The organism is Porphyromonas circumdentaria (assembly GCF_900167105.1).
GTDB lineage: Bacteria > Bacteroidota > Bacteroidia > Bacteroidales > Porphyromonadaceae > Porphyromonas > Porphyromonas circumdentaria.
Map to the genome: position 1 here is coordinate 18,571 of NZ_FUXE01000004.1, position 14,781 is coordinate 33,351.

The window sequence follows — 14,781 nt, forward strand, 5'->3', positions numbered from 1 at the left end:
ACTCTTATGCCTCCATCATTTTGGTAAATTCTTCTACTAAACGACCCACGTTGAAGGGTTGTCCCTTAACACGATTGAATTGTAAAGGTTGGAAGCCAGGGATGCTACCGCGGAGGTAGAATGCCAACTGACCCAAGTTTTGCTCTGCTATCACTACCTTTTTGTACTTCATAAGTACCTCTTTGGTGTTGGCAGGGAGCGGATTGATAAAGCTAAAGTGAGCGTGTGCCACCTTACGACCCTCTTTGCGCATACGTTGCATAGCCTCATAGAGGTGTCCGTAAGTACCACCCCAACCTACGATGAGCAGGTCTGCATCTTGGTCGCCCTCTACTTTGAGCGGAGGTATAACGCGAGAGATAGCCTCAATCTTAGCCTGACGATAGCCTACCATCAATTGATGGTTGTCAGGGTTGGTGCTGATGGCACTGGTTTTGTGGTCTTTTTCCAAACCACCCAAACGGTGTTGGAATCCTTCCATACCAGGGATAGCCCAATAGCGCACCAAGTTATCCATATTACGACGGTAAGGCTTCCAAGGCTCTTCGCTCTTATAGTTGGCTACGTAGTTAGGTTTGATTTCGGGGAACTTTTCGTACTCAGGGATGCGCCATGCCATAGAACCATTGGCAATGTAAGCATCGGTCAAGAGGATAACAGGCGTCATATGCTCCAAAGCAATCTTAGCTGCCCAGTATGCCTGATGGAAGCAGTCGCCAGCCGATTGAGCCGAGAGCACTACCAAAGGAGACTCTCCGTTACGGCCGTAGAGGGCTTGCAAAAGGTCGGTTTGCTCACTCTTGGTAGGCATACCCGTAGAGGGACCTCCACGCTGTACGTCTACAATAACCAAAGGAAGCTCTGCCATCACAGCCAAGCCCAAAGCCTCGCCCTTAAGAGCAATACCAGGACCAGAAGTGGTGGTTACCGCCAAGTCTCCTGCAAAAGAGGCACCGATAGCGGTACAGATACCTGCGATCTCGTCTTCTGCCTGTACAGTCTTGACACCTAAAGATTTATGTTTTGATAATTCATGAAGAATATCCGTTGCGGGCGTAATAGGATAACTACCCAAGAAGAGGGGTAAGCCCGAACGCTCAGATGCTGCGATAAGCCCCAATGCTGTGGCTTTGTTACCGTTCATATCCATGTATATACCAGGCTCTTGCTTCTGACCCTCTACACGGTAAGGCATCTCAAAAGGAGTACCTGCATGGGCGTGTGTATTCGCACCATAGTTGTATCCATCGTTGAGAGCTTTGATATTAGCCTGACGGATTACTTCTTTCTTGCTAAACTTCTTGTTGATAAAGTCTTGCGCATGATCGAGTGTACGATCGAAGAGCCAGCATACCAATCCTAAGGCAAACATGTTCTTGCAACGCAAGGCTGCCTTATTGTCGAGCTGTAGCTCTTGAAGCGACTCTTTAACCATAGAAGAAATGGCTGCCGCTACCACACGGTCGGCATTGAGTCCCAGCTCTGCGATGGGATCTAAGGTTTTGAACTCTGCCTTCTCGAGGTCTTTCTCTCCAAACGAATCGGTATCGATAATGATCAGAGAGTCTTTGCGGATGTGCGGCAAGTTTACTTTAAGAGCAGCGGGGTTCATTGCCACGAGTACGTCGGCAAAGTCTCCTGGGGTGTAAACGGGGTTGGTACCGATGTGTACTTGAAAACCCGACACGCCTCCGAGGGTACCTTGTGGTGCTCTAATTTCGGCCGGGTAGTCGGGAAAAGTGGCAATAGAGTTACCATAAACGGCCGAAAGGTCCGAAAAGATGGTCCCAGTCAGCTGCATTCCATCTCCAGAGTCTCCAGAAAATCTGATAACAACCTCCTCAAGACGTCTTACATCTTTGGATTCCTTCATGATTAATGTTTAACTAAAAAATGATTTGCGTATTGTACTATTGTAAGAGAGAGTTTTAGCTCTCTTTTTATCTCTAACTAATTACGTTTTTTTGTACGTCCTCAATTTTTCTTCGGCAAAGATAGACCCTTTCTTACAATTAATTGGTATTTTTCATCAGAAAGATGAATAATCCGTTGATTACTACTTCCTCGAAAGGGTAAATTGGGGTCATACAGCTCGCGTACAAAACGGCCGTCAATCAGTGTATCTATTAGGGTTAGTGCCTCCCGACACTCCTCCTTTTCGAGCAATTCTTCGAGTGTGTAGCCCGTATAACAAAGTATAGGTAATTGAGTTTCTGCTCGCAACCGACGCAAGAGTACGGTCAGCTCGGCAGGATTGAAAAAGGGGTCGCCACCGGAAAGAGTGATGCCGTCTAAAAGAGGGTTGCTGTTGATCTCGGCAATGATATCTCGCAGCACCTCCTCGGTCAGTTCGATGCCCCCCATCGGGTCGTGGCTACTCGGATTGTGGCACCCAGGACAATGGTGCGAGCACCCCGCTAAGTAGATACTGTAGCGCAGTCCTGGCCCATCGCTTATGGTTTCTTGGTAACGATATAAAAGGTGCATCTCGGTAAAGGGGCTGAAAAAGCCTCCGATTTCCATACTCCCTAAAAAGGATGGACACCGGAGGCATGCTCATAAAACCATATTTCTTAGTGATGCTTCACACGATCATGTTCCTCGGCTTGTTTGGCACTGTTCCAGCACTCCAGACTTCCCGTCAGATACCCCGTAATACGCCTTAGGCGTGCTATCTTGTCGCTGCTGCATACGGGACACTTGTCGAAGATTACCCCCTTGTAACCACAACTGCGACACGTGTCTACGGGGTGGTTGATAGAGCCGTAACCGATGCCTTCGTCGTGCATCATCTTCACAATCTTGAGGAGTACGGCGGGATTCTTTTTCGCTTCGCCGTCCAGCTCTACATAGGTGATGTGTCCGCCCCGTGTGATGGCATGGAAGGGAGCTTCTAAATGAATCTTCTCTGCGATAGTAACTTGGTCACGCACATCTACGTGGAAGGAGTTTACATAGTAGTCCAAATCATTTACCCCCTGTATGATGCCGTAACGCTTGCGGTCTAAACGGGTGAAGCGTCCCGAAAGCCCCTCGGCAGGAGTAGCAAGCACCGAGTAGTTGAGGCGGTATTTACGCTTGTAGTCCTCTGCCACGCTGTTCATTACCTCAATGGCATCGTAGAGCGTTTGCCATGCCTCTTTGTTGTGCGAGTGTCCCTCTCCGTAGATGGCTACCATGGCATTGTGGCCACCGATAAACCCGATGCCGAGTGTTCCCGAAGCGATTACATCGCCCACCTCTTCGTCCACAGCCAGCGAGGAGCCACCTTTCCAAACATTGTTCCCCATCATAAAGGGATATTGGCGTGCCAGAGCGGTGCGTTGGTAGCTGTACCGCTCGTACAACTGGTCGGCTACCAACTCCGACATGCGCCGCACTGCGTCCAAAAAGCGTCTGCGCGCCTCTATACGTATTGTATGCTTATCGCCATCGGGGAAGAGTTCCTCCGCCTCACGGCGTGCCTCGATAGCCAAGCGGGGCATATTGATAGAGGTAAAAGAGAGGTTGCCTCGCCCGACGGACGATTTCTCTCCACGCACATTTTCATACACGCGCGTGCGACAGCCCATCGTTGCCAATTCGTAGAGGTAGCGTTTGGGGTCGTCGGCTTTCCAAAGGTCATTTTTGTTGAACTCGGTGTCTAAGAAGACAAAGTTCGGGAAGAGTGCCTTGGCACTCGTATAGCAAGACTCCAAAAGGAGGTCGAAGTTGGGCGTTTTGAATTTCAATTCGCCATTGAGGGCTTTGTCGAAGTCCGACATGGCGAGGGTAATATCCTCATCGGAATAATTTATCCCATCTTTTACCTTGAAGATTTGAATCGGGAAGATGGGTACTTCGCCGTGCCCTAACCCCTCGACAGTGGCTTGGAGCAGTTCGCGAATTACCATACGCCCCTCTTCACTGGTGTCGGTTCCATAGTTGATAGAGCTGAATACCACCTGATTTCCTCCACGAGAGTGCATCGTGTTGAGGTTGTGAATGAAGCCCTCCATTGCCTGATGCGTATCCTTGCGGGTCAGACGGAATGCCTCGCTCAGTGCCAGCTTTACCATGGACTGGGTAAGGGCGGGGAGTTGTTCCTTAAGGGCTTCGTAGAGGCGTATTGCCTCCTTGTCGGTATCGGTCAGACGTGGTGAGAGGGCTTTGATTTTGTCGCTCAAATCCTCGTCCGAGAGTGTATTCTGCAGCGATGGGTCTACCAAACGGAGCGAATAGCTGAGCGTGGTGGCGAGACGTTTGAGAAAAGTCTTGCGCACGCCAGGAGCCATGAAAAAGTCAAAAGCGGGTATCGCCTGCCCTCCATGCTGTTCATTCTGATTGGTTTGGAAAACGATGGTCGCGAGCGTAGCGTACGACTGAATGCTCTGTGGCGTGCGTACACTGCCGTTTTTAGTGAAAAAGCCGCGCTCGTAGAGGTCTTCCAAATCGTACTGCACACAGGTAGAGGTCTTCGTGGGGTAGTAATCCAAATCGTGGATGTGAATGTCGCCCGACTCATGCGCCCGAGAGTAGATGTTGGAGAGTAAGTATTTGCGCGCGTAATCTTTGGTAACCTCCGATGCGAAAGTCATCATCTGTCCCGATGGCGTGTAGGCACTCATGTTGGCATTGCTCAGGTTGGTATCGTTCTTTTCGATGGTTACGATGCCGTCCATGGTATGCTTTAGGCGGGTGCGCTTATCACGCTCTACGGTGCGCCACTCTCTGTAAATGATGTATTTCTTGGCGATGAAAGGGTCTACCGCCATGAGCTCACGCTCTACCATATCTTGTATATCCTCCACGGCCATTATACGCTGTTCGTTGGCCTGCACGGCTGTTTCGATAATGGCTACGATGTTAGAGATTTTGGCAGGGTCGGGATTTACACCCCCTGCACGGTAGGCTTTGATGATGGCCGAACGTATCTTCTCAGCCTCGAAAGGCTGTTTGCTACCATCCCTTTTTAGGATGAATAATTGCTCACGAGTTGTAACCATAAAGAGGCTATTTTAATTATTTTAACACTAATGAGGGGCGTTACTCCTTCTCATTTTAACATATAATGTACCCCCAACGGCTCTCTGTGGAGACCACAGGATCGCTCAAAAAACCACAAAGGGGTATAGTCCAAGAGGTTATGCCTTTGAGGGCATAAACCTACCGCAAATATAGAAAAATATATCTCTTCTGTCAAGCCTCCCTATTCGTTGCGATAGAAAGTGAAAGAGAGCGAAAAGAGACCTGTAAGCTCCAATAAAAGAGACTTTTAACCAAGCAAGAATGTTAAAATAAACTCTATAAAAAGATAGAAAAAGAGATAAAATACCTGCCTATAATAGGGTGGGGGAGAGATCGCTCAAAATTTTCCATCGGATAGGTACTCTTTTCATGCTTTTGTAATGCCCATTTTCTCCTTTTGTTATGAGGTTTTCTCTATTTGCAGATTAAATATACATATATTCAGGTTGAATATATATAAACGCAATCTAAATATACATATACGCAGATTGCAAATAGAGAATTGCTCAGGATAAAAGCAACTTTTGCTCTTGTAGATAGATTTTTTTGAGTGGGTTCAAGAGTTTTTTTCTTCGTGAAAAAGGGACAAGGGATAGGTAAAGGGAGTTAGGCACATCTTGTGCCGATGTCTGAGGGCGCGTATAAATAAAGAGGGGCGTATGGTTGCTACTTTGATAGTGGTTAGGGAGTTTTTTTGTTTTTGTCTGCTTATTTGTTGCAGAATACTTGTATTTGTGATAAAAATACCTTTTATTTGTCGAGCTATTCTTATAGATAATATTTCTTTTTAATGAAGAGAAGCACTAACACAAAATATAAGAGCAGATGAAAACAGACATTAAAGCAACACTTTTATTCCTATTGTTATTAGGAGGCTTAGCCTCTTGCATTCGCTTCGACCATCAAACAGTAGCTAATCGCCACGAAATCTTTGGTAAGGTGGGCTATATATCCGATGAGCCCAATAGTTTGGTAGCTTTCGACAGTCATCGTAGTAGCCATTTCCCTCTCTCCAAAGATGAAAGGCTTACTTTGTCACAGGGCGACACGCTTACCATTAAGTACGATCTTGAAGAAAGCAAGGACAATCTGCTCGTTCGGCTCTGTTTTGCGTTACGTGATGTGCGTAACGATCATCCGAACTACCTCAAAAACTTTGATGTAACAGGCTATAAAAAAAGGCGTCCAAGATTGGAAAGAAGATACGAATCCTATTGCGCCAGATATATAAACTTCTGTATGGCAAAGGTGGAGAAAGTGGAGATTACCTCCAACTACGCCTTTGGGAAAGAGTATCCTGTGGGCAAAGACCTTGCTCCCCTCTCGAAGTTCGTCCTCGACTCTTATGAAGAGTACATACAAAACAACTTTCAACGCCAGGAGGGTGTCTCTTTTCCTAATCAAAGGCATAGAGTCAAGGGAGACGACAGCGAAGCATGGAGCAAAAGCCGTCTGTATGATTCGAAGTTTGAGTTTTGGATTCCCAAGCCAGCTCTATTGGCAAGGGATAAAGATGTCGTATTCACCTTCACGTTTCACTTGGTGGATAAGTTGCGGTCCGAGACAGCGCGTAAAACGCTAAAGCGCACCATTCGCTTAAAGATAGAACCTCACAAGCAGGCGTAGTACCTTTGCCGAGAGCTTCTAACCTTATTCAATAAGCCCTTTGCCATAGAGGTAGAGGGCTTTGTTATAAATAAGCGTTAGATGTGCAAAAAAATATTTTTTGTTCTATTTTTTTATGTATATCTTTGTTGTATTACTCGCAATAAATCTTTTATTTCTATGTTAAAAAAACACCTTTTATTTATCGGACTATTCCTGTTGGGAATAGCTTGTTCGCACAAAGAAGAGCCTCAACTGCGAGAGACTATGGTCACAACCGCAGAGATAATTGCTATAGAGACCTTTCAGACTTTAACAAATGGTTTGAGGAGTAGCGACAATACTACATTAGAGAGTATCGATTCTCTATCAAATGTAGACCCAACTACCCCTTTGTATCTGGCAAACTTTTCAGAAGGAGGATACTTATTGTTTGGCAAAAACAATCAAACAGCGAATGTTATAGGATTTTCCGAAGGAGGAGCTCTTCATTTTGGTGATAGTATAGAAGCCTCTTTCTTAGGAGAGATTTTTGCGCAATCTCAAATGCATTTAAGCAATTGGAATGCACACCTCGATTTAATTGGTGATGATGGTCCTAAATACGACCCCAATCGTTATCCCAAGGAATTTTATAGAAGAGAGGTACAGCCTGTAATAACTCCTTATGAACCCTCTTGTTATCGTTATTTTCGCCAAGATGAACCTTTTAATAGATATCTCCTCCATAGAGGCAAAAAGGGGGTTCATATACCCGCAGGATGTGGTCCGATTGCGATAGCTACCATATTCTCCCATTACAAAAAACAGGGTATTGCTAAGCAACAAATTGATTGGGATTTACTCCTTACCAAATACAATACTCCTAATGAGAGTGTGTATTTACTACACAAGGAGGATGAGAAGTATAGAAAAGATTATCCTGATGAACTATCTAAAGAAACCCCAGAAGAGCGTTCCAAAAGGCATGATCTCATAGACAAGTTAGCCAAAATGATAGCAGATATAAGCAACAATGCTTATCTGATACGAGATACAGAATATACTTTAACCACCAAACGTCTTCTCAAGGCATATCTAAAGAATACAGGATTTAAAACAGAGGAAGAAGATTATAACCATAGAGAATTGATTGGTTATTTACAAAAAGAAAAAAGACCTGTAATACTTTTTGGATGGTCAAAAGACTCAAAAACAGGAAAAGCGAGTAATAAGAAAGAGAAAGCAGCACATTATTGGGTAGTTGATGGTTATAAAGCAAGGCCCACGAATGAGTATAAGAAGATTTGCAAAAGCCCTACGGAGATAGTTGACTGGTTTTTTAATCGCACCTATTACGACTACTTTGTACACTGCGTATGGGGATGGGGGAAAAAAAGATGGGAAGGATACTTTAATTACGAAGTATTTAATCCTTGCAAAAATCTTTCTGAATATGATACTTCTCTTCGTTCTTCGAAAAAGCAAGATGGGGACTTTTACAATGTAGATATTATCAAGGTAGAACCTAAGCACTAACACAAAATATAAAAGCAGATGAAAACAGACATTAAAGCAACACTTTTATTCCTATCGTTATTAGGGGGCTTAACCTCTTGCATTAACTTTAATTATCAGCCAGTAACTAATCGCCACGAAATCTTTGGTAAGGTGGGCTACATATGTGATGAGCCCAATAGTTTGGTAGCTTTTGACAGCCATCGTAGTAGCCATTTCCCTCTCTCCAAAGATGAAAGGCTTACTTTGTCACAGGGCGACACGCTTACCATTAAGTACGATCTTGAAGAAAGCAAGGACAATCTGCTCGTTCGGCTCTGTTTTGCGTTGCGTGATGTGCGTAACGATCACCCGAACTACCTCAAAAACTTTGATGTAACAGGCTATAAAAAAAAGCGACCAAGATTTGAAATAAAATACGACGAATCCTATTGCGCCGAATATGTAGACCTCTGTATGGCAAAGGTGGAGAAAGTGGAGATCACCTCCAACTATGCCTTTGGGGAAGAGTATCCTGCAGGCAAAGACCTCGCTCCCCTCTCGAAGTTCGTCCTTGATTCTTATGAAGAGTACATACAAAACAACTTTCAACCCCAGGAGGGTGTCTCTTTTCCTAATCAAAGGCATAGAGTCAAGGGAGACGACAGCGAAGCATGGAGCAAAAGCCGTCTGTATGATTCGAAGTTTGAGTTTTGGATTCCCAAGCCAGCTCTATTGGCAAGGGATAAAGATGTCGTATTTACGTTCACGTTTCACTTGGTGGATAAGTTGCGGTCCGAGACAGCGCGCAAAACGCTAACGCGCACCATTCGCTTAAAGATAGAACCTCACAAGCAGGCGTAGCACTTTTGCCGAGAACTTCTAACCTTATTCAATAAGCCCTTTGCCGTAGAGGTAGAGGGCTTTGTTGTCGCTCTCTTGCACGGCGGTAGGTACATAGAGAGTGCTTTGTTGTGTGTCGGAAGGGGGGATTATCTACTCTTTGCGCAGAAGAAATAGAAGGTATAAACGAATTGATAGCTATTATCGACTGCTTTTCGACCATTTGTCAACAGGACAACACTACTTTATCAACTCGTGAAGTCGGATTATCGACAACTTATGGACAGTTATATACCCTTTATCAACAATTATGGTGCGGAGGTTCTAATCCCGCATAGCAATCTGTTTTTGTTTCGCAGGGTTGTTTTCTCTACAACTACTATCAAGGTGTTGATAAGTGGGCATTATTGCTCTGAAAGGTGCCTATTTGCCACTTTATCCCGATAGGGGCGAATGTCGAAAACCTATAGATAAGTGGTACAATAGCCTGTCGAAAAGCGATCTTCTCTCTGTTGAAAATGCGGATAGAAACAGCTTCATTCTCTATCCTGTCGGGGTGCACTTCTCTGACCTTCTGTTGAAAATAGGGCTAAAAGAGGGGCGATGGAAACGCCTGTATTGTTGTTGCCTGTTGTGGAATAGGTCCTAACGAGAGTTCGATTTCGTTGTAACTTGCTTTAGGATATGTCCTAATCCGAGTTGGGTTTCGTTATAATTTCCGTAATCTTCTGCTGAAAAGGAGCAACGTTCGTCTGTTAAGAAGTTGCTCTCTATGCCCGAGTGGGGCTACTATACGTTACCCGTTGCCCTATGAGTTGCTACTTTCTATCTTTCCAACCCGATGCTCTTTCCCTATTCGTGGGAAAAATAATCCATCTCACCCCAAGCGATAACTATTGCTTTTCCAATGATTATAGCTATATTTGGTTCGTAATAATTGCTTTTTCAGTAGTTATATAATGAACTGGTACGTACTCACAGACAAAGCACTCGTCTCAAAAATAGGCGAGCGACTGCGCCAAAAACGCTTGGAGCAAAACATCACTCAAAAAGAGTTGGCAGAGCGGGCAGGGGTAGCCGTTAGCAGTGTGGCGGGTGTAGAGCAAGGCAAGAGCATCTCTTTACTAACCCTTGTTGCCCTCCTCCGAGCACTGCAAGCCCTTCATTTGCTCGAACCTTTCCTACAAGAGCCCGAGATTAGCCCCATCGCTTATGCACGGATGTTGGAGGGCGAAAAAACTCGACATCGGGCATCGGGAGGGAAAATAAAAAAAGAAAAGGATAACGTCGGATGGTAAGAATTGTAAAAGTATTGATAGGAGGCATATATGCGGGGGCATTATATTGGGATGATGCCAGACAAGTAGCCTCCTTTGAATATGCTCCCGCCTTTAAGAGCAAGGGGTGGGACTTGTCTCCTATACAGATGCCTATTGCAAGGCAGAGTGTCTATTCCTTTCCAGAACTTTCTAAAGAGACCTTTATGGGACTCCCTGGGCTATTTGCCGATGCCTTGCCAGACTCTTACGGAAAGGCTTTGTTGGACCGATGGTTAGCATCACAGGGCAGAACAATGGCTAACCCTCTTGAACGCCTCTGCTATCAAGGCAAACGTTCTATGGGGGCACTCGAGTTTGAGCCTGCAGAAGATACTTTTTTAGAGCAATCCTCTACGGTAGAATTAGAAGCACTCGTCAAAGTAGCCGCAGAGATATTAAACAATAGAAACTCTTTTAGCACCAATCTTCAGGAGGATAGTCAGAAAGCTCTCATCGACATCATAAAAGTAGGAACTTCTGCTGGAGGAATGAGGGCAAAAGCTGTAATTGCCTACAATGAAAACACGGGAGAGGTACGCTCGGGACAAGTCGATGCCCCCGAAGGATTTGACCACTGGCTCCTAAAATTAGATGGCGTAAACAATGCTATGTTGGGAGATCCTCAGCACTACGGAAAAATTGAATATGTCTACTACCTTTTGGCACGTGAGGCAGGAATCGATATGATGGAGTGCCGACTCAAGGAAGAGCAGGGACGCTCTCACTTTATGACGCGACGTTTCGACCGCATCGGAGGCAACAAAAAGCTACATACGCAAACGCTGTGCGGTATAGCTCATTACGACTATAAGATGCCATTAGCTTATTCGTACGAACAGGCTTTCCAAGTGATGCGAGCACTTCGACTTCCTTATCCCGATGCCGAGCAGATGTATCGGCGTATGGTGTTTAACGTTATCGCTCGCAACCAAGATGACCACACCAAAAATATATCTTTCGTTATGAACACCTCTGGGGAGTGGCGTCTATCTCCTGCTTATGATATGTCGTGGGCATACAATCCAGAGGGACAATGGACCGCTCGTCATCAAATGTCCATCAACAACAAGTGGGAGCATATCACAAGAGCAGACTTGCTAACCGTGGCAAGTAAGATGCACATCCAATCGCCTGAGAAGATTATAGAAGCCATTGCTGAGGCGGTCTCTTTATGGCAGAGGTTGGCGAAAGAGCACGATGTACCGAAAGAGAGTATCGAGAAAATCGAACAAACGTTGCTCTACTCTTCAATATAAAAATCCTATGCTGAGGCGGGGAGGGGGAAATGAATTAGCTTTTTCGGAGGAACCCAAACTTCTTAATAGTTCTATTTACAGATATTTTGAAAATGACACTTTTCAAGCAACGCTCAAGTACAACGCTTTGGCGTAGGTGATTATAGGGGAGGGATTGCCGTGACAGAATTTTATCATTCTTTCACCTTTCGTTGTTATAATCCCTTTTTCGGAAAGAGTTTCGAAGATACCCACTGTATTAATGTAGAAGATTTAGAGCCGTTTGAGCGAGAGGAGTAAACCGATAGCTTAAGAGATAAATAAAAGGTAGTTAAGTGTTATGATGTATATTTAGGCGCAGGAAAGTCTAACGAGCGTTAAGTTGATGAAGAGTGAAATCGGGCATATGAAGTGGATAAAATGGGTGTGGATAGTCCTTCTTTTTATAGGTGGCAACATAAATCTGTATGCTCAATCGCAGGGCGATAGCCTGCGCATCATTGTCTCACAAGAGCCTCCGAGCATTAAAGGCAGTGCCGAACTCTACTCCGCTACGCCTCAATGGGGCTATTATACGTTCAATCCCTCGGTACAACTCTCTTTCGGCGCGCCCCATTGGAGCCTTTACGGTAGTTATTCCTATCTGCGAGAACGCGCCCAGCAAGAGAGCCAATCGCTCTACCGCTATCTTGACCCCGAGCTAGAACATACGACACAAAGCGTTCACACCACGCACTTGGGACGACATACCTACCGAGTGGGGGCGGTGAGCACGTTGTACCCGAAGCATACTTTTGGGTTCGAGCTCTATGGTAGCCAGGATGTTCCTCAAAAAGATCTTATTGAGAGCCGCCTCGACCTCAAAGCAAGCGACGAGACTACACGAAGTGGAACCAGCCAGCAGTATCACGATAGGGGCGCAAACGTTCACCATCTTACGGGCTACTATCGATGGGATTTCGACACTCGCAAGAGTTATTTACAAGGGGTACTGACGCTTGCTGATAAAAGGAGTTACTTTCGGAATGGATTGACCTCTGAACTTTTGCTCCCCCTGCCTCCCACACGCGCAGAGGAGGTACATCACTCGCTTACCGATGGCCGCAATTTTACTGCCTCTTTGGAGGGGTGTAAGCATTGGGAGAGAGCATGGCAAACTACCTTCGGAGGCGATTACTCCGCCAGTCGCCATACGAGCCGATACCTCCTGCAACGGGGAGCTTCCGATGCTCCTTTGCCCATCGCCGAGTGGCAGCTTCGAGAGAAGATCGGTGAACTCTATTGGGGGGTGCAAAAAACTTGGGGCGATGCTATTCGTGCCGAGTTTACCTTTCGGGGAAGTGTTACGCACATCGACGGAAGAGTACCCGCCGAAGAGCCTGCGGCGCAACAGGTAGTGCAGACCTATTTCGATGGATTGCCTCGCTTTGCCCTCTCCCACCGATTAAGCGAAAAGTTTGTGTACGCTCTTTCGTATGAGCGGAGCCTTTTTCGTATGCCCTTTGCGCTGATGAATAACTTTGCTGTTCGTCAGAGCGAACTCCTCTACGAGGAGGGCAATCCTTGGTTAAAAGCGGAGGTTATCGACATTGCCACGCTCTCTGTGCAGTATGGCGGGCACGCCTCTTCGCTCAAGTATCGCCATACGCCTCGCTCCATTACAGAGTTTTTCGACGTGCGCCACTACGCTCTCTATCGTACGCACTTCAACTATGGCAGTACTCATTCGCTCACACTCGACTACTCTTATAGCGGTGCGCCTTTCTCTTGGTGGCAGACGAACCTCTATCTGGCGGGTATGTACACACGTATTCCGTGGAGCCACTATCGTAAGGAACTCTTTACAGCCATCACTTCGTGGAATAATCTCTTTACGTGGAGGCCTCTCGGTGCCTTTGCCGTGGATGTGGACTTTGAAACGCCTCGCATCTACGGGCACGCTTTTCAGGAGGGAGGCTTCGAGGTCAATCTTTCGTATAGTCGATCGTTGTGGGCGGATCGGCTCATGTTACAGGTAGGAGTAACCGATTTATTCGATACGTCCGATACGACGATTCTACATCGCCTGCCCTCTTTGGAGTATCAATTTGAGTCTAAGGCGCAGAGTAGGGCTATTTGGTGCAAAATCTCTTACCGCTTTGGAGCGGAGAGGAAGCATAAAACTCCGCTTATCGGGGAGGACGAGGGGTTAGAGATACGCCTTTAGTCTATCCTTATTGGGCGGTGGTTGGCTCTTTATAGCCCTACAAGAGTAGCTCGCATCGACAATGCAATCGGGGACTACTTTGTAAAGGCTCTTTCCCTCTGCTGGAAGCTCTATCAAAACCACTTTTTTAGGGGGAGAGTGTCTCGCAAAGAAGGTAAAGCAAGTTTCCCTTTTGGAAGTTTAAGATTAGCACGGGAGGAGGAATAACGCTGTTTATCTATTGTTCCCTTTTTGGGAAAAATCTATTGCGCTCTTTCGGAAAGTAGATTTTACCCGTGCAAAAGGTAGTTTCCTTACGTGTAATTCTCTATTTGCAATCTACGTATATGTATATTCAGCTTGCGTTTATATATATTCAACTTGCGTATATGTATATGCAATCTTAATATAGAGGATTGTGTGTGATGAAAAGAGAGAGTTATTACTAATAAAAGCATTAAAAGAGTGCTTGGATAGAGAAAAGTGTACTTATTGGGGGGCTGTTTTCTTTTCTATGTTTTTAATGTTTTTGTATACATTTGCTGTTGATAACTATTAAACACATCACACTATGAAACTATTAAAAACATGGATAGCCTTGCCGCTATCTCTTTTGCTCTTTGTTAATTGTGTTCCCCGCACGAAGGATTACAAACCTAAAATCGTGGTGCAGAGTACGAGTGTCTCTACCTACACGGGCGATAGTAAGGAAGAAAATCCGCAGAGCTACGAGACGAAACTGAAGTTGGTGCTCGACAAAAAGCTCGATTTGCACGCCTCGCTTTTGAATCTCCCCCTGCCCAGTGATTTCAAAAAAGCAACCGTAGAGGCTTCTCTGAAAGGAGATAAGATAGATATTCTCTACTATCCTGCGCAGGAGAAATCGCAGCGTCAATGCCTTATTGATATAGACTTCGATCTACTGGACGTGGAGGAGGGATCGTATGATATACGTCTATTCCGCTGTAATTCTTTCGGCAACATCGAGGAGGTCGTGTACAAAGGTTATCACAATCTCTCTATGGGAGAGGTGAAGTATATCCTTTTGGCAGGAAAAGAGTAATATAGCATACACTTTTTACAATCCTAAAATACGTCCCTTGAGAGGTGA

Annotated in this window: 10 protein-coding genes; 7 read left to right on the forward strand and 3 right to left on the reverse strand. The window is 45.5% G+C overall.

Annotation, left to right across the window (positions count from 1 at the left end):
- Positions 1-4: 4 nt before the first annotated feature.
- The 3 genes from B5D06_RS02355 to B5D06_RS02365 all read right to left on the reverse strand — a co-directional run bounded on the left by B5D06_RS02355 (position 5) and on the right by B5D06_RS02365 (position 4,985).
- Positions 5-1,873 (reverse strand): 2-oxoacid:acceptor oxidoreductase subunit alpha, encoded by a 1,869-nt coding sequence (locus tag B5D06_RS02355; RefSeq protein WP_078736433.1) that lies wholly within the window; start codon positions 1,871-1,873, stop codon positions 5-7.
- 101 nt (positions 1,874-1,974) lie between these two features.
- Positions 1,975-2,487 carry an anaerobic ribonucleoside-triphosphate reductase activating protein gene (gene nrdG / locus B5D06_RS02360; protein ID WP_078736542.1) on the reverse strand — a complete coding sequence of 171 codons (513 nt, stop codon included), beginning with the start codon at positions 2,485-2,487 and terminating at the stop codon, positions 1,975-1,977.
- A gap of 86 nt (positions 2,488-2,573) precedes the next feature.
- On the reverse strand, positions 2,574-4,985 hold the full coding sequence (locus tag B5D06_RS02365) for an anaerobic ribonucleoside triphosphate reductase (protein WP_078736434.1): 2,412 nt from the start codon (positions 4,983-4,985) through the stop codon (positions 2,574-2,576).
- An 847-nt stretch (positions 4,986-5,832) separates the two neighbouring features.
- On the opposite strand from B5D06_RS02365, the gene B5D06_RS02370 reads away from it, so the two are divergent.
- From B5D06_RS02370 to B5D06_RS02400, 7 genes are all read left to right on the forward strand, one after another.
- Positions 5,833-6,633, forward strand: a complete 801-nt coding sequence (locus tag B5D06_RS02370; protein WP_078736435.1) for a hypothetical protein — start codon at positions 5,833-5,835, stop codon at positions 6,631-6,633.
- Positions 6,634-6,792: 159 nt separating this feature from the next.
- Positions 6,793-8,130 carry a C10 family peptidase gene (locus B5D06_RS02375; RefSeq protein ID WP_159442670.1) on the forward strand — a complete coding sequence of 446 codons (1,338 nt, stop codon included), beginning with the start codon at positions 6,793-6,795 and terminating at the stop codon, positions 8,128-8,130.
- A gap of 18 nt (positions 8,131-8,148) precedes the next feature.
- Complete coding sequence (locus tag B5D06_RS02380) at positions 8,149-8,952, forward strand: hypothetical protein (protein WP_078736437.1); 804 nt, start codon at positions 8,149-8,151, stop codon at positions 8,950-8,952.
- Positions 8,953-9,890: 938 nt separating this feature from the next.
- The gene (locus B5D06_RS02385) at positions 9,891-10,229 is read left to right on the forward strand and encodes a helix-turn-helix domain-containing protein (protein WP_078736438.1); all 339 of its coding nucleotides are present in this window, start codon (positions 9,891-9,893) and stop codon (positions 10,227-10,229) included.
- Positions 10,223-11,506 carry a type II toxin-antitoxin system HipA family toxin gene (locus B5D06_RS02390; protein WP_078736439.1) on the forward strand — a complete coding sequence of 428 codons (1,284 nt, stop codon included), beginning with the start codon at positions 10,223-10,225 and terminating at the stop codon, positions 11,504-11,506. The genes B5D06_RS02385 and B5D06_RS02390 overlap by 7 nt, the downstream gene beginning before the upstream one ends.
- Before the next feature lie 385 nt (positions 11,507-11,891).
- Positions 11,892-13,691: an outer membrane beta-barrel protein gene (locus B5D06_RS02395; protein ID WP_159442671.1), complete on the forward strand. Its 1,800-nt coding sequence runs from the start codon at positions 11,892-11,894 to the stop codon at positions 13,689-13,691.
- Positions 13,692-14,241: 550 nt separating this feature from the next.
- Positions 14,242-14,733 (forward strand): hypothetical protein, encoded by a 492-nt coding sequence (locus B5D06_RS02400; protein WP_078736441.1) that lies wholly within the window; start codon positions 14,242-14,244, stop codon positions 14,731-14,733.
- The last annotated feature ends 48 nt before the right edge of the window (positions 14,734-14,781 follow it).